This is a genomic window from Streptomyces sp. NPDC101237, from assembly GCF_044767465.1.
GTDB lineage: Bacteria > Actinomycetota > Actinomycetes > Streptomycetales > Streptomycetaceae > Streptomyces > Streptomyces gramineus.
Map to the genome: position 1 here is coordinate 1 of NZ_JBIWNY010000011.1, position 22,904 is coordinate 22,904.

General features: G+C 74.9%; 19 protein-coding genes and 1 pseudogene. 5 read left to right on the forward strand and 15 right to left on the reverse strand.

Annotated features, from left to right (window positions below; all coding sequences use genetic code 11):
• Nucleotides 1-206, reverse strand: a pseudogene (locus tag ACIRQ9_RS18365) (fasciclin domain-containing protein); the annotation flags it as partial.
• A 410-nt stretch (nucleotides 207-616) separates the two neighbouring features.
• Here ACIRQ9_RS18365 and ACIRQ9_RS18370 point away from each other — a divergent pair.
• Entirely contained in the window at nucleotides 617-1,321 is a 705-nt protein-coding gene (locus ACIRQ9_RS18370) for a dienelactone hydrolase family protein (RefSeq protein ID WP_404173899.1), read from the forward strand.
• Between the two features lie 109 nt (nucleotides 1,322-1,430).
• On the opposite strand, the gene ACIRQ9_RS18375 is transcribed toward ACIRQ9_RS18370, so the two are convergent.
• The 5 genes from ACIRQ9_RS18375 to ACIRQ9_RS18395 form a co-directional block, all read right to left on the reverse strand.
• Nucleotides 1,431-3,050 carry an FAD-dependent oxidoreductase gene (locus tag ACIRQ9_RS18375; RefSeq protein ID WP_404173902.1) on the reverse strand — a complete coding sequence of 540 codons (1,620 nt, stop codon included), beginning with the start codon at nucleotides 3,048-3,050 and terminating at the stop codon, nucleotides 1,431-1,433.
• 168 nt (nucleotides 3,051-3,218) lie between these two features.
• A complete protein-coding gene (locus ACIRQ9_RS18380) occupies nucleotides 3,219-4,505 on the reverse strand; it encodes an MFS transporter (protein WP_404174503.1) in 1,287 nt (428 codons plus the stop codon).
• A gap of 5 nt (nucleotides 4,506-4,510) precedes the next feature.
• Nucleotides 4,511-5,839, reverse strand: coding sequence for a type III PLP-dependent enzyme (locus ACIRQ9_RS18385; RefSeq protein ID WP_404173905.1), 1,329 nt, complete (start codon nucleotides 5,837-5,839; stop codon nucleotides 4,511-4,513).
• Nucleotides 5,836-7,530 (reverse strand): IucA/IucC family protein, encoded by a 1,695-nt coding sequence (locus tag ACIRQ9_RS18390; RefSeq protein WP_404173908.1) that lies wholly within the window; start codon nucleotides 7,528-7,530, stop codon nucleotides 5,836-5,838. The genes ACIRQ9_RS18385 and ACIRQ9_RS18390 overlap by 4 nt, the downstream gene beginning before the upstream one ends.
• 35 nt (nucleotides 7,531-7,565) lie before the next feature.
• Nucleotides 7,566-9,143, reverse strand: coding sequence for an IucA/IucC family protein (locus ACIRQ9_RS18395; protein WP_404173911.1), 1,578 nt, complete (start codon nucleotides 9,141-9,143; stop codon nucleotides 7,566-7,568).
• Nucleotides 9,144-9,629: 486 nt separating this feature from the next.
• Between ACIRQ9_RS18395 and ACIRQ9_RS18400 the strand changes: the two genes are divergently transcribed.
• Together ACIRQ9_RS18400 and ACIRQ9_RS18405 are read left to right on the forward strand one after the other, a co-directional pair.
• Nucleotides 9,630-10,391: a response regulator transcription factor gene (locus ACIRQ9_RS18400; RefSeq protein ID WP_404173914.1), complete on the forward strand. Its 762-nt coding sequence runs from the start codon at nucleotides 9,630-9,632 to the stop codon at nucleotides 10,389-10,391.
• Complete coding sequence (locus ACIRQ9_RS18405) at nucleotides 10,388-11,959, forward strand: sensor histidine kinase (RefSeq protein ID WP_404173917.1); 1,572 nt, start codon at nucleotides 10,388-10,390, stop codon at nucleotides 11,957-11,959. The genes ACIRQ9_RS18400 and ACIRQ9_RS18405 overlap by 4 nt, the downstream gene beginning before the upstream one ends.
• Here the strand turns inward: ACIRQ9_RS18405 and ACIRQ9_RS18410 are convergent.
• Nucleotides 11,948-13,201 carry a hypothetical protein gene (locus ACIRQ9_RS18410; RefSeq protein WP_404173920.1) on the reverse strand — a complete coding sequence of 418 codons (1,254 nt, stop codon included), beginning with the start codon at nucleotides 13,199-13,201 and terminating at the stop codon, nucleotides 11,948-11,950. The two genes, ACIRQ9_RS18405 and ACIRQ9_RS18410, sit on opposite strands and share 12 nt — an antisense overlap.
• 278 nt (nucleotides 13,202-13,479) lie before the next feature.
• Nucleotides 13,480-14,271 carry a hypothetical protein gene (locus tag ACIRQ9_RS18415; RefSeq protein ID WP_404173923.1) on the reverse strand — a complete coding sequence of 264 codons (792 nt, stop codon included), beginning with the start codon at nucleotides 14,269-14,271 and terminating at the stop codon, nucleotides 13,480-13,482.
• Nucleotides 14,272-14,393: 122 nt separating this feature from the next.
• Between ACIRQ9_RS18415 and ACIRQ9_RS18420 the strand changes: the two genes are divergently transcribed.
• Together ACIRQ9_RS18420 and ACIRQ9_RS18425 are read left to right on the forward strand one after the other, a co-directional pair.
• A complete protein-coding gene (locus ACIRQ9_RS18420; RefSeq protein ID WP_404173926.1) occupies nucleotides 14,394-14,777 on the forward strand; it encodes a BlaI/MecI/CopY family transcriptional regulator in 384 nt (127 codons plus the stop codon).
• On the forward strand, nucleotides 14,774-15,802 hold the full coding sequence (locus ACIRQ9_RS18425) for a M56 family metallopeptidase (protein WP_404173929.1): 1,029 nt from the start codon (nucleotides 14,774-14,776) through the stop codon (nucleotides 15,800-15,802). Before ACIRQ9_RS18420 ends, ACIRQ9_RS18425 begins: the two co-directional genes overlap by 4 nt.
• Nucleotides 15,803-15,938: 136 nt before the next feature.
• Here ACIRQ9_RS18425 and ACIRQ9_RS18430 read toward each other — a convergent pair whose 3' ends face one another.
• The 7 genes from ACIRQ9_RS18430 to ACIRQ9_RS18460 all read right to left on the reverse strand — a co-directional run bounded on the left by ACIRQ9_RS18430 (nucleotide 15,939) and on the right by ACIRQ9_RS18460 (nucleotide 22,420).
• Complete coding sequence (locus ACIRQ9_RS18430) at nucleotides 15,939-16,544, reverse strand: hypothetical protein (protein WP_404173932.1); 606 nt, start codon at nucleotides 16,542-16,544, stop codon at nucleotides 15,939-15,941.
• Between the two features lie 571 nt (nucleotides 16,545-17,115).
• On the reverse strand, nucleotides 17,116-18,054 hold the full coding sequence (locus ACIRQ9_RS18435) for a YbhN family protein (protein ID WP_404173935.1): 939 nt from the start codon (nucleotides 18,052-18,054) through the stop codon (nucleotides 17,116-17,118).
• A complete protein-coding gene (locus tag ACIRQ9_RS18440) occupies nucleotides 18,051-18,497 on the reverse strand; it encodes a hypothetical protein (RefSeq protein WP_404173938.1) in 447 nt (148 codons plus the stop codon). The genes ACIRQ9_RS18435 and ACIRQ9_RS18440 overlap by 4 nt, the downstream gene beginning before the upstream one ends.
• 126 nt (nucleotides 18,498-18,623) lie before the next feature.
• Entirely contained in the window at nucleotides 18,624-19,292 is a 669-nt protein-coding gene (locus ACIRQ9_RS18445) for a response regulator (RefSeq protein ID WP_404173941.1), read from the reverse strand.
• Nucleotides 19,289-20,590, reverse strand: coding sequence for a sensor histidine kinase (locus tag ACIRQ9_RS18450; RefSeq protein ID WP_404174507.1), 1,302 nt, complete (start codon nucleotides 20,588-20,590; stop codon nucleotides 19,289-19,291). The genes ACIRQ9_RS18445 and ACIRQ9_RS18450 overlap by 4 nt, the downstream gene beginning before the upstream one ends.
• Before the next feature lie 28 nt (nucleotides 20,591-20,618).
• On the reverse strand, nucleotides 20,619-21,458 hold the full coding sequence (locus tag ACIRQ9_RS18455; RefSeq protein ID WP_404173944.1) for an ABC transporter permease: 840 nt from the start codon (nucleotides 21,456-21,458) through the stop codon (nucleotides 20,619-20,621).
• The gene (locus tag ACIRQ9_RS18460) at nucleotides 21,455-22,420 is read right to left on the reverse strand and encodes an ABC transporter ATP-binding protein (protein WP_404173947.1); all 966 of its coding nucleotides are present in this window, start codon (nucleotides 22,418-22,420) and stop codon (nucleotides 21,455-21,457) included. Before ACIRQ9_RS18460 ends, ACIRQ9_RS18455 begins: the two co-directional genes overlap by 4 nt.
• Nucleotides 22,421-22,904 lie beyond the last annotated feature (484 nt).

Genomic DNA, 22,904 nt, shown 5'->3' on the forward strand with positions numbered 1-22,904 from the left:
TTCGGCACACCGGAACAGGCCGGACCGAACGGCTCGTCAGCCGTGGTCGCACCGCCGCCGCTCATGCTGCCGTCGGAGGCCGACGCCTTGTCCGAGGTGCTGGACTTCGCGGAGTCACCGCTGCTGTCGGAGCAGGCACTCAGGGCCAGCGGCAGCACGGCGGCGGCGGCAAGGACGACCGCGGTACGACGGATACGAGTGTTCATGATGATTCTCCTGTTGTTCATACGGCGCGTGGTGCCTGCGGACGGGGATGAGAAATCTCGTTCCAGATCAGCCGGACCGAGCGGAGGAGTCGATCTCCACGTCGGCCACGTGGGGAATCCGGATCCGCGGACTCCCCGGATTGGCCGTCCGCCCGATCTGATGAATTCTTTTTCTCGACCAATCCGCGGCCTGACCTGCTACGGATAAAGCGCCGACAGAAATCCGCCGCGGCGGACAACTCCGTTCCCGCAGCCGGATTTCCGCTCTGAAGGGCCGCGCGCGCCCCCCCCCTCACCGGCCAGGGCACGGAACGGCTTCGGGCAGCAGAACGCACCAATCCGTTCCGGCGGCAGCCACGGATCATCACCGTGAGAAATCACTGAACAAGGATTTCCGGGAAAGAGGCGTCATGCGGATGCTGCGAGGTCACGGCAGAAAGCCGGACACGTCGGCTCTTCGGGTTCGGCACTGTCCGCGACGGCCGCGGCTGGCGATCATCACCCTGCACGGCGGGCGGGCGGACGGCTACCAGAAGGCGCGGCCCTGGCACCTGGCGGCGCTGAGGATGCGCCCCGTGCTCCGCTCGGCGGCGTCGGCCGTCTCCCTGGACGACGCCGTACTGGCACAGGTGCGGTACCGCCACAGGGGGTGGAACCAGGGTGATCCGCTCCAGGACACCTACCGGGCGCTCGATGAACTGGAGCGGCTCGCGGGACCGGTGCCGGCCCTCCTCATCGGTCACTCCATGGGTGGCCGGGCGGCGCTGCGAGCCGCGTCCCATCCGCGGGTCCGGGCCGTCGTCGCACTGGCACCCTGGCTGCCGCCCGGCGAGCCCACCGGGCACCTGCGCGGCAAGCGCGCCGTCGTCCTGCACGGCACGAGCGACCGGATCACCAGTGCCGAGGCGTCCGCCGAATACGTCCGCCGGGCACGGACACAGCAGACCAGCGCCGGCATCATCCTCGTCAGCCGGGGCGACCACGCCATGCTCCGCCGCTCCTCCCTCTGGCACCGCACCGTCGCCGAACTCGTCGGCGGCCTCCTGCACCCGGGCGGGCAGCTCACGGGCCGGGCCGCCGAGAGCTCCGCGTCCCCCGAGCCGATCCTCCTGTAGGCACGGCGAACGGCGGGGTGCGGCGGCCGGCGCACCCGGCCGCGAGGCGCCGACGCCCCGCGGCCGGGTGTTCACGGGACGGGGCGAGGTACCGGCGGCGGGCCGGCGTTCAGCGGCCGAGCAGCCGGCGGACGATCCCGTCCAGGTCGTCCCCGTCCGGTCCCGGCCCCTCGTCGGCCTTCCAGGCCACGAAGCCGTCCGGGCGGACGAGGATCGCGCCGTCGGGAGTCGTCCCGTGCACCTCCCACCATTCGGGGCCCTCGCCCGTGTCGAGGTCGTACGCCGGGCCCCGGCCGATGAGCCGGGCCTCGATCGGCACGCCGAGCCGTCCTGCCGTCCCGCGCGCCGCCTCGGACCACTCCGGGCGCCCGCTGAGCAGGACGAAGGAGTCCTCGTACAGGTCGATGGTGGAGACGGCCTCGCCGCCCCGCACGACCTGCATGTGCGGGGCGCGGGAGCCGGGGTCGGCGCACAGGCGCAGCAGGTCGGGGACGACGGGTCCGCCGTCGCCCGCCACCGCCGAGGACGTGTAGCGGTAGCCGAGCGCCACCGTGATCGGCACCTCGGAGTATCCCGCCGACTTCCTCGCCGCGTAGCCGGAGTTCTGGTCGCTGCGGGCCTGCGAGGTCGAGCGTGCGCTGATGGTCCTGGCCAGCGGCCGGCGTTCGGCCTCGTAGGTGTCGAGCAGCCGCGGGTCCGCCCAGCCGCGCAGGACGGCGGCGACCTTCCAGGCGAGGTTGTGGGCGTCCTGGATGCCGATGTTGGCGCCGAACGCCCCGGTCGGCGGCATCTCGTGCGCCGAGTCGCCGACGAGGAACACCCTGCCGTCCCGGTAGACGTCCGCCAGCCGCTCCGCCGCGCACCAGGGCGCCTTGCTGGTGATCTCGACGTCCAGGTCGCGCCTTCCGGCCGCCGCGCGGATGTGCTCGGCGCACACCTCGTCGGTGAACTGCTCGGCCGTCTGCCCCTTCTCGGGGAGCCAGGGCAGCTGGAAGACCCAGTGCTCCTTGTCGTCCACGGGCTGCAGCACGCCCTGGCCCGCGGGATCGGTGATGTAGCACAGGACGAAGTGGTCCTCCCCGACCATGTCGCGGAGCATCGTGCTGCGGAAGAGGACGCTGATGCGGTGGAAGAGGACTCCTGGTCCGGTCTGCCCGATGCCGAGCTGTTCGCGCACCGTGCTGCGTGCTCCGTCGGCGGCGAGCAGGTAGTCCGAGCGCAGGGTGCGGGTCGCACCGGACGCGGTGTCGCGCACGACGGCCGTCACTCCGTCGTCGTCCTGGGTGAACGACACCAGTTCGGTCGCGAACCGTACGTCCCCGCCGAGGTCCCGGGTGCCCCGCAGCAGCACCGGTTCGAGGTCGTTCTGCGGGCAGTCGCAGCGGACCGCCGAGCACAGACCGTGCTCGGGCGGGCTGCCGGAGACCGGCGCCTGCAGCCACTCGCGGTGTTCGCCGTGGAGTGTGTCCACGCGGAGGATGCCCCGGTGGTGGGAGAGGGCTCCCGCCGCCCGCCGGATCGCCGGCTCGATGCCCGCGGTCCGGAAGAGCTCCATCGTCCGCATGTTGGTGCGCCGGCCGCGCGGGTGACCCGACAGGGTCGTGCGGCGCTCGACGACCTGGTGGCGGATGCCCAGGCGCCCGAGGAACAACGATGCGGACAGTCCTACGAGCGATCCCCCGGCAATCAGCACGGGTACATGTTCGTCGCCGTCTCCACTGCCGACCATACGACCGCCTCCTCCAGGGTCCGGGGCGCGAGCGGTACCAGCGCCTCCCTGGAGGACTCTCCCCCATCCTGGGCCGTCTCCCGGCCGGTCACGCCCGAGTGATCGCCTGGATGCCGTATCGGGGCGGCGGCGGATGCCGCTTCGGGCGCGCGGAAGGGTGGCGGGCCGTCAGCGGGACCCGTCCCGGCCGGGGAGGGTCTCCGGGACGACGGCCGGTACCGCGTCGGTGGAGAGGGCGAGCGGTGGGGTGGTCGGGGTGAGCCGCCGGGTCCGTGCCGTGACCAGGGCGGACAGCGCGAGCGCGGAGGACGCCGACACGGCGCCGGCGAGGACGAGGCCGGTGCGGGCGCCGAGGGCGTCCGCCGTCAGGCCGGCCAGCGGGGCGCCGAGCGGGGTGCCGCCGAGGAGGACGAGCAGGTGGACGGCGAGAACCCGGCCGCGCAGCCGCGGTTCGGCGTGCAGCTGGGTCAGTGAACTCGCCGTGGTGGTCACGGTCACCGCGGCGAAGCCGGTCGGGACCAGCAGCGCCATGAACGTGCCGTAGCCCGGCGTCAGGCCCAGGGCCGCCTCCAGCGTGCCGAAGACGACGGTGGCGGCGATCAGCCTCCGTCGGGTGGGCGGCCGCTCGCGGCTCGCCCCGTGGATCGCGCCGGCCAGGCTGCCCAGGGCGTAGGCGGCGGACAGGCAGCCGAAGGCGGCGGCGCCCGAGTGGAAGACCGTGACGGCCACCAGCGAGATGGTGACCTGGAAGTTCAGGCCGAAGGTGCCGACGACGGCGATCACGCAGACCGGCAGGAGCAGGTCCGGGGTGGCCGCGACGCATCGGAGGGCGTCGGAGAGCCGGGGGCGGCCGGGCGCGCGGTGGCCTGGATCGACGGGTTCGGCCGTTCGGACGGTGATCAGGCCGTACAGGACGGCCAGGTAGGACACGGCGTTGACCAGGAACACGGGACCGGTGCCGAAGGCGGCGACGGCCAGGCCGGCGAGGGCGGGGCCCAGGACGCGGGCCGCGTTGAACTGGGCGGAGTTCAGGCCGACCGCGGTGGCCAGGTGCTCGCGGGCGACCAGCTCGGAGAGGTACGCGCCGCGGGCCGGGCCGTCCAGGGCGGTGGCGGTGCCGAGCACGAAGGCCAGCGCGCAGACGGACGGCAGGCCGACCGCCCCGGTGACGGTCAGCAGCCCCAGCACGAGCGACTGCGCCGCCATGGCGGTCTGGGTCAGCAGCAGCAGCCGCCGTTTCGGGAACCGGTCGGCGAGGACGCCTCCGGCCAGGCCGAACAGGGTCTGCGGCAGGAACTGCAGTGCGGTGACCACGCCCACCGCGCGGCCGCTGTCGCCGGTGAGGTGGAGGACGAGCAGGTCCTGTGCGGCACGCTGCATCCAGGTGCCGACGTTCGAGGTGAGCTGGGCGAGCAGGTAGCGGCGCAACCCGCGGACGGCGAGCGCGGCGAGCATCCCGGTCACGGCGTGCCGGGGGCGGGGCCGGCCGGGACGGGCGCCTCGGCGTCCTCGGCGTGGTGGAAGGCCGGGACGGGCGCCTCGCCGTCCTCGCCGTGGTGGAAGGCCGGGACGGGTGCCTCGCCGTCCTCGGCGTGGTCGAAGGTCCGGACGGGCGTCTCGGCGTCCTCCACGTGGTGGAAGGTCGGGTGCGGATGCATGAGGAAGGCGTGGTGCGAGATGTTCCAGGCGTAGGCGCCCGCCATGGCGAACGCGATCCGGTCGCCGGTACGCAGCCGGTCCACCGTGGCGGCGCGTGCCAGGACGTCCTTGGGCGTGCACAGCTGCCCGACCAGGGTCACCGGCTCCTGCCGGGCCTCGGGGCGGCTCCAGGACGGGAGCCACACGTCGTCGGGGATCACCTCGAAGGGCTGGTCGTGCTGTTTCGCCGCCGGGGTGCGCAGGTGGTGGGTGCCGCCGCGCAGGACGGCGAAGGCCTGCCCGCGGCTGAACTTGAGGTCCAGGACCCGGGTGACGTACCAGCCGCAGTACGCGGTGAGCGAGCGGCCGGGTTCGATGCGCAGGGTGAGGCCGGGACGGCGGGCCAGGAGCGGGCGCAGGCCGGCACCGAACGCGGGCCAGTCGAAGACCTGGTCCGGGGCCGTGTAGTCGACGCCCATCCCGCCTCCGACGTTGATCTCGGCAAGGTCGGTTCCGCGTCGTCCGGCCCATTCCTCGGACCACGTCAGGACCTGCTCGACCAGGGCCAGTTGGTCGTGGGCGCCGAGTCCGCTGGCGAGGTGGACGTGCAGGCCGTGCAGCCGGACGCGCGGGTCGGCCGCGATCACCTCCAGGCAGGCGTCGAGGTGTTCGGGGTCCATGCCGAAGGGGCCGGGGCGTCCGCCCATGGTCAGGGCGGCCGGGCCGACGCCGACGGGCGGGTTGACGCGCAGCAGGATCCGGGCGAGCCCGTCGCCGAGCACGGTGGTGAGCAGGCGCAGTTCGTGTGCGCTCTCGACGTGCAGCCGCTGCGTCCCGGAGTTGAGCGCGCGGGTCAGCTCGGACTCGGTCTTGCCGGGTCCTCCGAAGGCGATCGGCGCGGCGGGCAGGTGCGCGCGGACGTGGGCGAGTTCGCCTCCGGAGGCCACCTCGAAGCCGTCGACGAGGGCGGCCAGCGTCCGCAGGATCCGCGGGTCGGGGTTGGCCTTGGCCGCGTACAGCAGCTCGACGCGTTCCGGCAGCGCGGACCGGATCGCCCGCACGTGGTCGCGCAGGCCCGTGAGGTCGTAGACGTAGGCGGGCAGGTCGTCGTCGGACAGTGTGCCGACGAGGTCGCGGACGGCGGGCCTCACCGGGCCGCCTCGCGGGGGAAGTCCGCGCCGAGCGGGCTGGGCAGCGGGACGTAGGTGGCGTGCCGGTCGGCCTCGCGTGCCCAGCGCAGCAGGAGGTTGGCCTTGGCCGGCAGCGGGACGCCGGACAGCAGGGCGCGCAGGCGCGGTGGTCGGCCCGCGGTGCGGGCGTAGTCGGCGAGGTGGTCGCGGACCAGGCCCCAGAGGGCGGGTTCCCGTGCCGGTTCGAGGTCGGCGAGGGCGCCGAGCATGTCGGCCGTGTGGTTGACCAGGAGGCAGTAGGCGACGCGGTTCCAGCCGCGTTCGGCGTCGTAGGAGAGGGATTCGCCGACCTCGTCGGGCAGTTCGGCGAGGCTGCGCCGGTGCGGTCCGGGCAGGAGCTTGGTGCCCTCCAGGTCGCGGAAGAGCATCTGCGCCGGTGTGCCGTCCGGGTGGACGCCGACGACGACGTTCTGCAGGTGGGGCTCCAGTACGACGCCGTGCTCGAAGTAGGCGGCCAGCACCGGTGGCAGCAGCAGTCGCAGGTAGGTGTCCCACCAGGCCAGGACGTCGCCGTCGCCGCGGGCGAGGAGGTGGGAGACGTGGGCCGGGCCGGTGGGGTACTCGTCCGCCACCGCGGCGGCGAGCAGCGGTGTGACCCCGGGCCGGAGGTGGCGGCGCAGGCCGGAGCGGACGATGACGCCGAGTCCTTCGAGGAGGCCGGGTCCGGCGTCGAGGGTGCGGTAGCCGGGCTCGGCCAGCAGCGCGCAGCCCGGGAAGCGCCGGGACAGGCCGGCGAAGACGGGGCGGAGCAGCCGGTCCAGCGCGACGGCGCCGGCCAGTTCGTACCGGGCGTGCCTGCGCACGCAGTTGGTGAGGCGGACGTTCAGGCTGAACTTCAGGAAGACGTCGCTTCCGGGGTGGTAGAGGGTGCGCACCGATGCGGTCGGCACCAGTTCCGGGCCGGCCGGGCCGGTGTCGACGACGTCACCGGCGGCCATCGCCTCGCGCAGCCGGGCGTCGCCCTGGAGCAGCCGGTACTGCCAGGGGTGCACCGGCAGCATCGCGAACCGGGGCCCGGACGGCGGACACAGGGCGTCCATCTCCTCCAACTCGCCTTCCTCGCGGACGAGATGGCGGCTGACGGCGAGGTGGCGCAGACGGAAGCGGGCGCCGGTCTCCGGGCCGTAGGCCAGCCAGTCCGCGGGGTCGCCGGTGCGGGCCTTGGGCGTCGGGTGGAACCGGTGTCCGAACACCAAAGACTGCTCGGAGGCCACGTACGGGTCGGTGTGCGGCGCGGTGGCGGCCCGCTGCTCCAGCACGGCGCGGATCGTGTCCCTGCTGTCCGCGACCTGGGGGACGAACTCCTCGTTGGCCACGCCGGTGCGCAGTTCCAGTTCGTCCTCGACGAAACCGGCCAGCTGCCGCCAGTCGACCGTCGTCCAGGTGCCGTCGGTGAGCCGCTGCACCGGCCCCTGGAACCGGTGGGCCCCGATGAGCGAGGTCCGTCGCAGCCGGGCGCGGAGCAGGAGGTCGCGGCGCGGCAGCCGCAGCAGGAGGTGCCCGTCGGCCACGGTCACCTGGTGTTCGGGGGCGGAGACCTCGCGGATCAGGCAGTTGAGCAGGGTGTGGGCGGTGACGGCGTCGGCCGTTGGGACCGGTTCGCCGGCCGGCGCGGTGCCGGGCCCGGTGTGGGGTGCGGTGTCGGTGGTCATGGGGTCGCTCCAGGGGACGGCGTGCGGCGGGGTGGTCAGCGGCGCGAGGCCAGCGGGTTGGGCGGGTACGTCCACTGCGCCGCGCCGGGGTTCGCCGACAGACGCATGGCGACGGTCGCCTTCAGCGGCATCGTGTCGCCGAAGAAGGCCGCGGCGTCCTCGTGGTCCGGCAGGCCCGCGTACACCTGGCGGCCCACCGCGGCCACCGCCTCCCACAGCGCCGGTCGATCGGCGCCGCGCGTGCGGGCGAGGACGTCGACCAGCTCGCTGAAGACGCCGCTGACCAGGCCGCCGAAGAGCTTGGCGTGCAGCGCGTCCGGGTCGTCGCCCGCACGGGTGCCGAGCAGCGGCGGCAGCGTGAAGCCGCACCGGGCCAGGCGCCGGGGGCTCACCCGTACGCCGTCGAGGTCCCGGTAGAGCACCCGTACCGGTCGCCCGTCGCGCAGCACGACCAGGGTGTTCTGGCCGTGGGCCTCCAGCGCCACGCCCATGGACAGCAGGGTCAGCGCGGGCGGCAGGACGAGTCCGGCGAAGTCCGCGAGCCAGCGCACCGGGTCTCCCGAGACCGGTGCGGCTCCTGTCGCGTGGACGGCGGTGAGCGGTACCGCGATCTCGCCGGGGTCCAGGCAGCGTTCGGTGGACTCCCGGACCATCGCGGCCAGGCTCGCCGAGGGCCGCCCGTCCACCAGTACCGCGCCGCCGCCCAGTTCGCGCAGGACGCGCAGCCGGTCGCCGTGGCCGGACTTGTCCAGGAGGGCGCACACCAGGTCGGACAGCGCCGGTCCGTCGGCGACCTCGGCCGGTGAGATGGTGCGCCGGTAGTTGGTGAGCTGCACGTCGAGCGCGGTCTTGACGTGGTATCCGGACAGGGCGTCCAGCGGCAGCAGTGTGCGCAGGGACAGCAGGGGCCGGGCCGGGACCGTCTCCCGCGCGACGGCCAGGCCGGGATGCCGGCCCAGCACGTGGTCGCGCTGCCAGGGGTGCAGCGGGACCAGGACCGTGTCGCCGTCGAGCAGTTGGCGGGGCCAGCTGCCGGTGCCCTGCCAGCGCTCGGCCGGGACGCGCAGCAGCGCCAGCCGGACGACCGGGCGGTGCTCGGGGGCGTAGGCGAGCACGTCGGCGACCGACATACCCGTCCGCGTCCGGCAGCAGGGGTGCTGGGGATGGCCCTCGACGACCGCCTGTTCGGCGTCGGCGGAGTCGTGCGGCGGGGCCGCCGGGCGGCGGGCGTGCGCGGCCCTGGCCAGGGCCAGGTTGACCACGCTGTTGTCGAGTTCGGCGGCCAGCCGCTGAGCCGCCGGGGTCCGCAGGCCGAGGCGGGCGAGGAGTTCGGCCGGTCCCGCGATCGGGCCGTCGGGTCCGGACACGGTGAAGTCCTCGGGCACCTCGGCGAAGGGCCGCGCGCAGGAGCGGGCCGCCGACAGGGAGCCGCCGCGTCGCAGATCGATCACGAGACGGTCGGACTCCGTCCGGCGCCCGGTCACACCGGGCACGGGTTCGCGGGCGAGGGCCCCCCACAGCCGGCCGAGCACGGTGGCCCGGGCTCCGGGCAGCGCGGCCGTGCAGGGGTCCACCAGGTCCGGCCGGATACGGCGCAGTTCGTCCAAGGGCATGAGGGTCCCGGGGGTTCGGGGGGATGGGTGCGCGGTGCTCGACGAACGGCACCGGAATCGCGACCGACGCTACGGGACGACGATCAAGCACCTGGCCAGCGCGGATGCAGCGGAGATCCCGGATTCGTGCGAGGGGTCGCGCGGGCCGCCCGCCCGCGGCCGTCGGCGTCCCGGACGGCCGGTCCCCGTTGTACGGACGCTGTACCGGCGTTCGACGGCGGTCCGCCCGGGGGCGGTGCGCCACGGCCTTCAACTCGCGCGCTCCGCGCCGGAGTTGTCCGTCGTCGTCCGGAACGGGTGCCGGTCGCCGTTCGAAGGTCCTGGCCGCGTGCTGGACCTGGCCGGCTGTGTCCTGGATGTCGTCGTCGTGCCGGCGTCCGGCGACTGCGCCGTCCGTGGTGAACCCGTCGGCCGCGCGTCACCGCCTCGGGGGAGGTTACGGCGTTTGCGCCACGCGCTCCGCCGGAAGTCTGTGAGCCTTCCGGCATGCGCGTATTGCTGATCGAGGACGACGACCGGGTGGCCGGACCGCTGACGGAGGGGCTGCACCGTTTCGGGTTCACGGTGGAGCACGCCCGGAGCGGCGCCGCGGGCCTCGCCGCGCCCGAGGCCGCCATGGTGCTGCTGGACCTGGGGCTGCCCGACATGGACGGCATCGACGTCTGCCGTGCGCTCCGGGCCCGTTCCGCGGTGCCGATCATCATGATCACGGCCAGGGACGACGAGGTGGACCGGGTCCTCGGCCTGGAGCTGGGCGCGGACGACTACGTCTCGAAACCGTTCGGCGTACGGGAACTCGTCGCCCGCATCCGGGCCGTCACCCGCCGCACCCGCCTCGCGAACCCGGCGACGGGCGACGACGGACGGCGGCCGTCCGCGGATCCGGCCGGGGCCGTGGCGCGGCAGGTCCAGCTGATCGGCCCGCTGGCCATCGACCGCCGTACCCGGCAGGTGCGCCTGGACGACTCGCCGATCGCCCTGGCCCCCAAGGAGTTCGACCTGCTCACCTGCCTCGCGGAGGACCCGGGTGCGGTCTGCTCCCGGCGGCAGATCCTCGACACGGCGTGGGAGCCGAACTGGTTCGGCCCCACCAAGACCCTCGACGTCCACATCGCCGCGCTGCGCCGCAAACTCGGCGACTCCGCCTGGATCGAGAACATCCGCGGGATCGGCTTCCGCCTGGTCCCGCCGCCCTGGACCGGCGCCGCGTCCGCCGCCGCGGCGGTGCGCGGCGGAGGGGCCCGGTGACGCGCCGCATCCTGCTCAGCCATCTGAGTCTCATACTGCTCGTCCTGCTCGCGCTCGAAGTGCCGTTCGGCGTCTTCTACGCCCGCAGCGAGCTGTCCCGTTTCTCCCGTACGGCGCAGCAGGGCGCGATGACGCTGGCCGCGGTCTGCGAGGAGCGGATGGAACACGGCCTGGCGGCCGATCTCCCGGCCCTGGCCCGCGCCTACGGGCGGCGCACCGGCAGCCGTGTGCTGGTCGCCGACCGCAGGGGTGTCGTCCTCACCGACACCGCCGGGGTCCTGGCGGGCAGGGACCTGTCCTCCGATCCGGACGTCTCCGGCGCCCTGCGCGACCGTCCGGTCGCCGGCACCCGGAGCGACCCGTCCGCGCGGGGCGACGTCCTCGCGGTGACCGTGCCCGGCGGTTCGGGCGCCGCCGTCCCCTGCGTGGTGCGGACGGTGTACCGGCTGGAACCGCTCCGGGCGAAGGTCCGTGCCACCTGGCTGGCGCTGACCGCCGTGGGGCTCGGTGTGCTGGCCACCGTCGCGCTGATCGGTTTCGTGCTCGCCCGCTCGATCACCCGCCCGGTCAGGGCCCTGGAGCACGCCACCGCCCAGCTCGCGGAGGGCCGGCTCACCGATCCGCCCGCCACCGATCACGGTCCGCCGGAACTGCGGCGGCTGGCCGCGTCGTTCACGACGACCGCGATCCGGCTGCAGCACGTGCTGGGGGCCCAGCAGGCGTTCGCCTCCGAGGTGTCCCACCAGCTGCGGACCCCGCTCACCGCGCTGCGGCTGCGCCTGGAGAACTTCGAGCCGCACCTCGCTCCGTGCGCCCGGGACAGTCTGGACACGGCGCTGGCGGAGCTGGAACGGCTCAGCCGGATGGTGCAGGGGCTGCTGGCGCTCGCCAGGCTGGAGAACTCCGCGATCCGGCCCGAGGCGGTCGATCTCGACGCCGTCGTCGCCGAACGCGCGGCCGTCTGGGCGGCCTTCGCCGACGAACAGCACGTGGGCATCGCCGTCTCCGGGACGACGGCCGCCCGGGTGTGGGCGGTCCCGGGAGCCCTGGACCAGATCATCGACAATCTGCTCTCCAACGCGCTGCGCGCGTCCCCGCCGCGGACCACCGTCACGCTGGCCGTGGCCGTCGCCCCCGGCGACGGCGGCCGAGCCCCGCACCTGGCGGAGCTGCACGTCGTGGACCAGGGTGCGGGCATGAGCGAGGCCGAACGGCACAGTGCCTTCGACCGGTTCTGGAGAGCGTCCGACGCCGACCACGACGGCACCGGCCTGGGTCTGCCGATGGTGCGGCAGCTCACCCGCGCCGCGGGCGGCGAGGTCACGCTGGAACCGGCCGCCGGCGGCGGGCTCGACGCCGTGGTCCGGCTCCGGCTCGCCGGGCCGCCCCCCTACCCGGAGCGGCCCGGCGACGCCGCGGACGACCGGGGGTGTCCGCGGCCTCCCTGCGCGCACGCGGTGCGGGCCGCGGGGGGCGAGCCGGGTGCCGGGTGCGGCGCGGAATGCCGGCCGCCCCGGCGCCGGGTACGGGTCGGGGCGGTCCGTCGGGGCGGCTCGTCAGCCGAGTGAGGTGAGCAGCGCGTCGAGCGCCTTGACCTCGGTGGCGCGGTCGGGGGTGGGGGCCCGCAGCGCCGTCAGGACCTGGTCGATCTCGCTGTCGAGGAAGTGCCAGGACCGGCCGCTCCTGGGCTCGAGGGTGGACTGGTCGTCGTCCCAGGCGGTCTCCAGGTCGCGCACGCGGGCGGTCGCCGCCGACTGGTCGCCTGCCTTGAGCCTGGCCAGCGTGTCGGCCGTGATGGTGCGGAACTTCGCGATCTCGGCCGGCGGGAACGGTGACGTCGCCTGCGCCGGGGTCAGGTGGACGGTCACGGGCGCGGGGGCGGCGTCCTCGCCGGCCGGGGCCGCGTGCGGCTGCTGGTGCGCCCAGACGAGGAGCGTGGCGGTCGCGAGCGCCACGACGGCGTAGTAGCCGAGCATGAGCCGTTCGCGCGCCGGGTTCGCCGGCCGGGGCGTGCGGGCGGGCGCCTCGGTCTCGATGACGTCGCTGCGGGTGATCGTGAGGTACACGACGGTGGCGAGGATCGCCGCCAGGAAGAGCACGCTGGTGACCGCGGTGCCCAGGCCCAGGCCGCCGTCGCCGCCGGGCGAACCGAGCCAGTCACCGAGGTTGGCGCCGAGCGGGCGGGTGAGGATGTACGCCAGCCAGAAGGAGAGCACCGCACCGGCGCCCAGCCGCCATCCGACGATGATCGCCGCGATCAGGCCGAGAGGCAGGAACACGGACACACCGGCGGTCCAGCCGGTCAGTTCCAGCGTCCAGTCGCCGGTCGCGGTGCCGAGGGCGAAGGTGACCAGGACCGCGAGCCAGTAGAAGAGTTCCCGGGGCCGGGTGGTGATGGTGTGGACCGACAGGGTCCGCTCGCGGGCGTACCAGATGCCGAAGACGACGGCCAGGAGACCGGCGAAGACACCGCTGCTCAGCGCGAGGGGCACGCCCTGGCTGTCGGTGAGGATGTCGGTGTAGAGGGTGCCGGTCACGCTGACCACCACGACGGTGAGCCAGTACACGAACGGGACGTAGCGTCGGGTGCGGAGCTGCCAGGTCATGACGGCCGCCAGCACCGCGGTGAAGATCAGCGCGGTGTTGACGAGGCCGACACCGAGGTTCATGTCGATCCAGTCGGCGAAGCTCTCGCCGACCGTGGTGCACAGGATCTTGATGATCCAGAACCAGATCGTGACCTCGGGGACCTTGTTCAGCATCTGCCTGGCGGGCGTCCGGAGATTCTCGGGCGTCGTCGCGGTTGTCATGTGATCCTCGCCTGGAACGAGTGGCAGCACGGAGGGGCGTCCCTCACGTCTGCGGACGGTGATGGTCGGGAGTCGGGTGACCGGGCTCGGTCCGCGACGCGCGGGGCCGCGGTGCGGCGCCGACCGCGCGCCAGGGCCCCAGGGGCCGCGCGGCCTCGCCGTGCGGCGGGGCTCCGGTGCGGGACCGGCCGGTGGTCGGTGGGTCAGGTTCGGTGGGTCATGTTCGGTGGGTCATGGCGTCCGACGGTGCCACCGGGAACCTGAACGCATCCTGACTGTCACCGTGCGCACCGGCCGGTGACGCGGCGGTGGACGGCCGCCGCGAGGACGACGGCCAGGAGTAGGGCGCAGGTCACGCCGGTGCCCGCGCCGCCGTCGCCGGCGGGCCGGGCGAGGAGGTCACCGGCCCAGACGCCGAGCGGGCGGGTCAGGACGTAGGCGATCCAGAAACTCCACACCGCGTCCAGGTCCAGCGCGAGATGCGCGAGGGCCACCGCGGCGACGACGACCGTGAGGAGGACGGCGGACAGCACGTGGCCGGAGCCGAGGTGCGCGGACATCAGATCACCTGCCCCGGTGCCCAGCGCGGAGGCGGCCAGGACCGCCGTCCAGAAGAGGGGCTCCCGGCCGGCGGTGCCGGGGTGACGGACGGACCACGTCCGCTCGCGCCGGTACCGGGCGGCGCACGCGAGCGCGAGGAGCACCGCGAAGACCCCGGTGCCCGCCGCCCGCGGCACACCGGCTTCGGTGAGATCGGCGCCGGTCAGCGAGGTGACGGCGCCGACCAGCACCACCGCCGGCCAGGACGCGCCGGGCCGCCGGGACCGGAACCGGACCACCAGGACCACGGCCAGCAGCACCGACAGCAGCACCGACGCCCAGGCCGCACCGAGGCCCGCCGTCCCGCCGAGCAGGTCCGCGGCGGCCCCGCCGACCGCCGTGCACAGCGTGTTGGCGATCCAGAAGGAGGCGGAGATCTCGGGCAGCCCGCTGCGGTACGGCCGGTCCCGGGAACCGGACGCCCGGCCGGGCGCGGCGACGACCTGGCCTTCAGACGCTTCGTCGATCACCGCCCGACCATGGCACCGGGCACCTGAACGCATCCTGACCGTCGCCGGTCCGGGCCTCGGGCCCGGACCGGCGACGGCCGACCGGTAGATTAGGCATACCTTAGAAACTCCGGGGAGGGGCCTTGGCGAACGGGCGTCGGGACGAGAGACGTCAGCACGGCGAACTCGTCGCGGACGTGCTGGCGGTGCTGTGGGAGGCCGGTGAGCCGATGACCGCGCAACAGGTGAACGCCGTACTCGACAAGGGGCTTGCCAGGACGACGACGGCCACCATCCTGGCCCGCCTGTACGAGAAGGGCACGCTGCGGCGGACACCGGTCCCCCGTGGCTTCGCCTACGAGCCGATGGCGGACGAGGCGGGCCTGGCGGCGAGCCGGATGCGACGCGAGCTGGAGAGCGACCTCAGCCGCGACCTGGTGCTGAAGCGGTTCGTCTCGTCGTTGTCCGCGGACGACGAGGAGACGCTGCGCCGCCTGCTCCTGGAAGCCGGGGACGAGTCCCCGTGACGTACGTGCTGGTCGTGGTCGCGCTGACCCTCGCGCTCCCCTGGGGCGCGGCGGCCATGGCGAACACCCTCGCAGGCCGGCTGCCACCGCGCCGGGCGTGCCGGATGCTGACCGGAGCGGCCGTCCTGCTGGCCGGCGGCACGGTCGCGGCGCTGGTCGGCCTGTTCCACGTCCCGTTCCTGGCCTCCCTGGAGCGGCTGCCGTTGACGCGGGTGCTGGCGGAGTGGCCGGCGGCGGTGCCCGTCGCGTGCGCGGCCGGAGGGGTGCTGCTGTCGCAACTGGCGCTGCTGGTACGGCGCGTGCTGCGGCACCGCTCGCTGCTCAGGCGGGCCTGGCTGTCGGCGGACGAGGGCACCGGCGGCGGCGACCTGCTGGTGGTCCCGGGTCAGGACGTGGACGCCTTCGCGCTGCCCGGATACCGGGGGCGCCGCGGCCGGGTCGTGGTGACGTCCGGTATGGTGCGGTCGCTGAACCCGGGCGAGCGCGAGGTGTTGCTGGCGCACGAGCGGGCTCATCTGGCCGGGCGCCATCACCTGCTGTCGATGGTGGTCGACCTGGCCGCCGTCGTGCACCCCGCGCTGCGGAGTCTGCGCGAGACGCTGGGCTTCCACCTGGAGCGGTGGGCCGACGAGGAGGCCGCGGCGGCCGTGGGCGACCGTCGGGTGGCCGCCGCGGCGATCGCCCGCGCGGCCCTGGCCGGGGCGTCGCAGCGCCGTTCGGACGGCTGTCCGCTGTTGTCGGCGACGAGCGGGCCGGTGCCGCGACGTGTCGAGGCCCTGCTGCGACCGGCGTCCGCACCACCGCGCGGCCGTGCCGGACGAGCCGGTGCCGTCGCACTGGCGGGATCGGTGGTCCTCGCCGCGGTGGCGGCCCTCGCGACGGCCTACGGGCTGCACGAGTACGTGGAGTACGCGGCACGCCGGTTGACCGGAGCGTCCTGGCAACACGGCGCTCCTGACGGGCCGTCGACGAGCCGGAGCGCCGGGGTCATCCCCCGGCCCCTGGGGTCGGGCCGGTCGGCTTGACCCGCTGCGTGGCCGACGGGCTCGTCCTGGAGGGGCACGCGGGCCTCGGGCCGATGGCCGGCGGCGCCGCGTCGGGCCGCATCCGTACGGCGGGCGGTCACTCCGAGCCGTCGGGCCCGATCCGTACGGCGGGCGGTCACTCCGAGCCGTCCCGCCGTACGAGGCGGTATCCGGTGCCGGACGGCCTGCGCCCGGGTCTGCGCGGACGGTAGGAGGAGGGGACGAAGACCGTCGCCTTCGGCGGCCGGACGCGTCGCGCGGCGTCCACCAGGGCGACCAGCGTCGGCGAGGCCCGCCACATCCGGCGGAGCTTGTAGGTGCTGAGACCCGCCGTGTCCGCGGCCGTCCCCCACGACGCTCCCTGGCTGAGAGCCACGAGTACGACGCGGACCATCGCCGGCGTCCTCGCCCCACCGGGTTCGCGCCCGTGCGCTGCGCCCAGGGCGGCGGCCGCCCGGACCGCGTGGGCGAACTCCCGGTCGTTCTCCAGCCATTGCTGCACCAAGGGTTCGGGGACCCCGGCCCACACCGCGGCGGCCTGCGGCCCCAGGCCCTGCGCGGTGGCCTGGAGGACGTCGGCCATCCGAGCGAGGCGTTCGTCCCGTTCGCTCGGCAGGCCGCCCAGTGACGCGTGCAGCGTCTCCTCCACGGCACCCCGGCCGGCCAGCCAGTCCAGCACGCGTTCGGCCTGCGGCTCGGCGTCCCTGATCTCTTCGGCGTCGGGCCGGTGACTCTCGAACATCAGCACACTTCCGGGGCAGCGACGGACGCGGCGGCGACCACCGGTGTCACGCGTGCCCGAGGCCGTGCCGGTACCGGTGGCGATGCCGAGGCGAGCGCGCGGGGGCCGGCGGACACGGGAGCCTCGATTCGCACGAGTGGGCCGATGGCGCGCGCGAATGCCCGGCCGCCCACGAGTCTACGTAAATGTAGACAGTGGGAGAAGGTCACCCCCGCAGCGCACGCCAGGGGACCGCGCGGCCGCCTCCGCCGGCAACCCGCCCGGCGGGGAGCGAACGACACCCCATGGCACGGCGGCACGACCTGCCGGATCGCAGGGGGGAGTTGGGCCGATCCCCGCTCGCGCGGCCACCGCCGCGACGGCCGCGCTCGACGGACCGGATCGTCTCACCGCCGCCCTCCCACACGCGGGCCGCCCCGGCCCCGACGTCGTCCGGCGCGTACCGGTGTCACGTCGCGGCCGCCGTCCGACGGCGGCGACCAGGCCGCGCCGACCGCCCCCGGCGTCCCGCGCGCGCCAGGCGGCACCACGGTGTCCGCGGCGGGCGGGAGGCGCGAGGCGGCCGAGCGGTTCACACGGCCTTGCGGCGGGCCAGCAGGGCCAGGACCAGCAGGCCGGGAAGCATCGGCAGCCAGCCGGTCAGCAGGCGGTAGCCGAGGACGGCCGCGACCGCGTCAGGTCCCGGCGCGCCGGCCGCCGTGAGCGCGAGGGCGAGCGCGGCGTCCAGCGATCCCAGTCCGCCCGGCGTGGGCAGCAGCGCCGCCGCGCCGGAGGCCACCAGGTAGGCCACGACCACGCGGCTCACGGGCAGGCCCAAGCCGATCGCGCGGACCACGGCGAGGACCACCCCGGCGTGCAGCAGGGCGAACGCGACGGACCCGCCCCACAGCGCCCCGGCCCTCGCCCCGCTCCGGTGCACGTCCCGCACGTCCGCGAAGGCCCGGCCGAGCGCGGGTCCGAGACGCGCGCCGAGCGCGACGGCCAGCACGACGGCCCCGGCCAGCGCCGGCCACAGGACCGGCGCGTGCGGGACCGGCACGGAGAGCCGGACCGTACCGGGCGAGGTGGCCAGTAGGAGCACTCCGAGCACGCAGCGGACGATCCCGCCGACGGCCGCCTTCACGGCCAGCGCGGTCGCCGAGCGCCTGACCGACAGTCCACACCGGGTCAGGAACCGCAGGTTGACCACCGCCGCGCCGGCTCCGGCCGGAAGCAGATGGTTGGCCGCGCCGGCCGCGAACTGCGCCGCCACCAGCCGCCCTCTGGGCAGCCGCTCGGCCACCGCCCCCTGCTGGGCGACGGCCGCGCACACCCAGGTGCCCACCGCGGCGAGGCAGGCGAGCAGCAGCCACTCCCCGTCGGCGGCGGCCAGCCGGTCGGTGCCGCTGTCCAGGGTGTCCCGGTGCGCGGCGGCCACGCCTCCGGCGGTGGCGAGCACCGCCAGGGTGACGCCCACCCGGACGTACGGGTGCCGGCCCGCGGCGGCCGCCAGGTTCCCGGCCGCGGTCACGGCAGTCGCCGTCCATGCCGGGCACCGGGCGCCGGGCAGGCAGGCAGGGCGCCGGCCAGGGGCAGGACGGCGGTTCCGAGGTGGCCGCGCCGGACGCGCAGGGCGAGGTGGAGGGCGAGGCCGGAGAGGACGGCCGGGTAGATCCGGAGCAGGGCGGTGGAGTCGGACCAGGACGCGACCGGGGCGGCGAGCAGGGAGATGCCGCGGGCGCGCGGGGCGCTGAAGCAGGCGGCGGGAACGTGCGCGCCGACCTGGCCGACGTGGACGCCCTCGTCCCGGCCGAGACCGAGGCCGGGCCGTACGAGGACGAGCTGGGCGAGGGTGAAGGCGGCCGCGACCACCGCGAGCCGGGGCACACCCCGAGGGCGCCGGGGCCGGACGGCCCGGGTCGGGAGGCGGGTGTGCGGGACACCGGTCGTCGTGGCGTTCGAGCCGCCGGTCATCTCGCACCTCTTGTCGTCGCACACCGCGGGGATCGCTTCCTCCTGCAGCTCACAGGAGGAGAGCCCACCCTACGGCTTGTAGGGTGAGAGGCGGGTGAGAAGAGGTGGGACGGCGGCGCCCGGCGGTCAGCCGGCGGCGGGGCGGGCGAGTCCCAGGTCGTAGGCGAAGATCACCGCCTGGATGCGGTCACGGGCGCCGATCTTGGCGAGGACCCGGCCGACGTGCGTCTTCACGGTGGACTCGGTCACCACGAAGCGGGCGGCGATCTCCCCGTTGGTCCAGCCCTTGCCGATGGCCACGAGGATCTCGCGCTCGCGTTCGGTGAGAGCGGCCACACGCGGATCCTCGCCCGGATCGCCCCTCCGGGCCGGCACGTGCCGCGCGTACTCGTCGAGGATGCGGCGGGTGAGGGCCGGCGCGATCACCGCGTCTCCCCCGGCGACCGCGCGGATCCCGGCGAGCAGTTCCTCCGGACGCGCGTCCTTGAGCAGGAAGCCGCTGGCACCGGCCCGCAGGGCGGCGTGCACGTACTCGTCGAGGTCGAAGGTGGTCAGCACGAGGACCCGGGACCGCCCGCCGGCCTCGGCGATCCTGCGGGTCGCCTCGATGCCGTCCATGCCGGGCATCCGCACGTCCATCAGGACGACGTCCGGGCGTAGTTCGGCGGTCCTGCGGACGGCCTCCGCGCCGCTCGCGGCCTCGCCGACCACCTCCGTCCCGGGGATGGAGTCGAGCAGCACGCGGAAGCCGTACCGCTGGAGTTCCTGGTCGTCGACGACGAGCACGGTGGTCACCGGGGGCCTCCCTGCGGTGCCAGGTCGAGGGCGGCCTCCACGGCCCAGCCGCCGTCGGCCGCGGGGCCGGCGGTGACGGTCCCTCCGTACAGTGCCGCCCGTTCGCGCATGCCCACCAGTCCGTGTCCTTCCTCGTTCCCCGGTCCGGGTCGTCCGGCGGTGCCGTCGTCCCGGACCCTGATGATCAGCCGTTCGCCCCGGACACCGACCGCCAGGTCCACCCGGGTGCCGGCGCCGGCGTGCTTGAGGGTGTTGGTCAGGGCCTCCTGGACGATGCGGTAGACGGCCAGCTGCACGCCCCGGTCCAGGGCGTCGACCTCGCCGACGGTCCGGTAGACGATCTCCAGCCCGGCGGTGCGCACGCCGTCGCACAGCGCCCCGATGTCCGCGAGGCCCGGCTGGGGGCTGAGTTCGGGCGCCTGCCGGGTGCCGTCGGAGGCCTCGCGCAGGACGCCGAGCACGCGACGCAGCTCCCCGAGCGCCGTCCGGCCGGTGTCGCCGATGAGCCGGAGGGCCTCCTTGCCGCGTTCGGGCGCGGTGTCCGTGGCGTAGGAGCCGGCGTCGGCGAGGGTGATGATGACGGCCAGGTGGTGGCCGACGATGTCGTGCATCTCGCGGGCCACCCGGGCGCGTTCGGTGGCGGTCGCGAGCCTGATGCGCTGGTCGCGTTCCGTCTCCAGCCGCGCCGCCCGTTCCCGCAGCCCGGCGAGCTGTGCCCGCCGGGCCCGGACCGTCAGGCCGACGGCCAGCGCCGCGGTCGCCGTGCTCAGCAGGAAGAACAGGGCGTCCCAGACCGACACGGCGGGCGCGATCCGCACCGCGACCAGCACCATCCCCGCCGCCATCACCGCGCACGCCCACGGCAGCCTGCGCAGCCGGCCGTGCAGGGCGAGGCTGTACAGGGCGATGAACAGGGCGACGTCCGCGCGCAGCGCGGCGCCCAGCGACCACTGCACGACGAAGACGACGGCGACGGCGACGAAGGCCGCCATGGGCCGTCGCCTGCGCCACAGCAGCGGGAGCACCAGCCCGGCCTGCAGGGCCAGCATGGCCGCCAGGGGGAGCCGGGTGAAGGCGAAGTGGAAGCGGTGCGGGGCGTCGCCGTCCCCGTCGCCCGCGCCGCCGTGGTGCAGCAGGTCGGGCAGGCAGAACATGAGGAAGACCAGCGCCGTCACGGCGGTGTCCAGCACCCACGGACGGGCGCGGTCCGCCTGCCGCAGCCGCTGGCCGGCCCGGGCGAGCCGGGCGGCCACCGGGCCGGTCGCGATGATGTCCCCGGCCGCGGTGGTCGTCGTCAAGGTGGTCACCTGCCCATGGTGCGGGTCGTCAGACGTCGCTGCGCACCAGCCGGTGCGCGGCGGCCGCCAGGGCGAGCGCCGTCCAGCCGAGGAAGACCAGCAGTCCGGCGCCCGGCGACAGGGCCGTGGCGTCGTGGGTGAGGGCGAACATCGACTCGCCCGCGTCGGACGGCAGGTAGGGGCTGATGTGGTCCTGCCAGGAGCTGGGCAGCAGGGAGATCAGTCCCGGGACCAGCATGAGGGTGCCGACCAGGACCGAGATGCCGCCGGCCACCGACCGCAGCAGGGTGCCGAGGGCGGTGCCGATGACGCCGACCAGGCCGAGGTAGAGCCCGGCGCCCAGCAGACTCCGGACGACGCCCGCGTGCGCGAGGCCCATGGCCGCCGGCGTGCCGGACACGATGCGGCTGCCGGCGAGGAAGGCGACGAACACGCCGAGCGTGCCCACCACCAGCGCGACGAGACCGAACACCGCCGCCTTCGACCAGAGCACCGGAAGCCGGCGGGGCACGGCGGCGAGCGTGGAGCGGATCGTGCCGGTGGAGTACTCGCCGGCCGTGACCAGGACGCCGAGCACGCCGAGGGCGAGCTGCGCGAAGTTGGTGCCGAAGAGGGACAGGCTCAGGGCCGTGGCGGTGGCGAAGTCCCGGTCCTGGTGGCCGGAGCCGATGCCGGACCGGTAGTGGGCGGCGGCGATCAGGCCGAAGGCGACGAGGAAGACCAGGCCGAGGCCGAGGGTGATCCAGGTCGAGCGGAGCGACCACAGCTTGGCCCACTCCGACGCGAGCACGCGCCGTCCGGTGACCCGGTAGGCGGGACGGGCGGGAGCCGCCGGGGACGTCCCTGCGGTCGTGGTGAGGGTGCTCATACGGTGCTCCCGACGGTCTCAGGGGTCTCGGCGCCCTCGGGCGCGGTCTCGGCGGTCGTGGAGCCGTGGTACTCCACGGCGTCCCTGGTCAGGTTCATGAACGCCTCCTCCAACGACACCGTGCGGGCCGTCAGTTCGAAGAGCGCGATGCCGTGTTCGGCGGCCGTCAGGCCGATCTCGCGGGCGCTGAGCCCGCTGACCTGGAGTTCCTCGGAGCCGGACCGTCCGGTGACGGTGACGCCGGGACCCGCCAGCGCCTCCCGCAGCCGGGCCGGGTCCTGGGCGGCCACCAGCACGGTGTCGCCGCCGGCCGCCCGGACGAGGTCCGCCACGGTGGTGTCGGCCAGCAGCCGCCCGCGTCCCACGATGATCAGGTGGTCGGCGACCAGCGCCATCTCGCTCATCAGGTGGGACGACACGAACACGGTCCGGCCCTCGTCGGCGAGGGCCTTGAGGAGGTTGCGGATCCAGAGCACGCCCTCCGGGTCCAGCCCGTTGACCGGCTCGTCCAGCATGACCGTCTGCGGGTCGCCGAGCAGCGCCGCCGCGATCCCGAGCCGCTGGCCCATCCCGAGGGAGAAGGCTCCGGCCCGCTTGCCCGCCACGCTGCCCAGTCCCGCGAGTTCGATGACCTCGTCGACCCGGCGGCGTGGAATGCCGTGGGTCAGCGCGAGGGCCAGCAGGTGGTTGCGGGCGGAGCGGCCCGGGTGGATCGACTTCGCCTCCAGCAGCGCGCCGACCTCCTGGAGCGGTGCCCGGTGGCGGGCGTAGCGCTGTCCGTTCACGGTGACCGAGCCGCCGGTCGGGGCGTCGAGCCCGACGATCATGCGCATGGTCGTGGACTTCCCGGCGCCGTTGGGACCGAGGAACCCGGTCACGCTGCCCGGCCTGACGTCGAAGTCCAGCCCGTCGACGGCGGTTTTCTCGCCGTACCGCTTGGTCAGCCGCTGCGCCTCGATCATCCGCGTTCTCCCTTGGGGGCCGGGGCGTCCGTCGCTTCCGACGCCTCACCTGCCACGGTAGGAGCCGTATCGGCCGGTCCCGTGGTACCAGGAGCCCGAACCGGGCCCGCCCCGTCGTACCCCGGTACTACGCCCCGGTCCTACTCCCCGCTACCCGCGCCGGTTCGCGGGTGCGGCGGCCCGGCGGTGCTCGCCGCGGGCGTCGCCGTGCCGTGGCCCGCGGCGCCGGGCCGTGGCACGCGGCGCCGGGCCGTGGCACGCGGCGCCGGGCCGTGGCACGCGGCGCCGGGCCGGGTCCGGCGCACCGGCGTCGGCGGCGCACCGGACCGGGCGGTCGGCGGACCGGCGCACCCGGCCGCGCGTGGGGGCGGGCTCACGCCGTCCGGGCCACGGCCGTGCCGTGACGGCCGTCTCCCGCCGCGCGGGCCGATCATGGGAACGTCTCCCCCGCCGCGATCGTCTACAGTTGAGTAGACCGTCTACT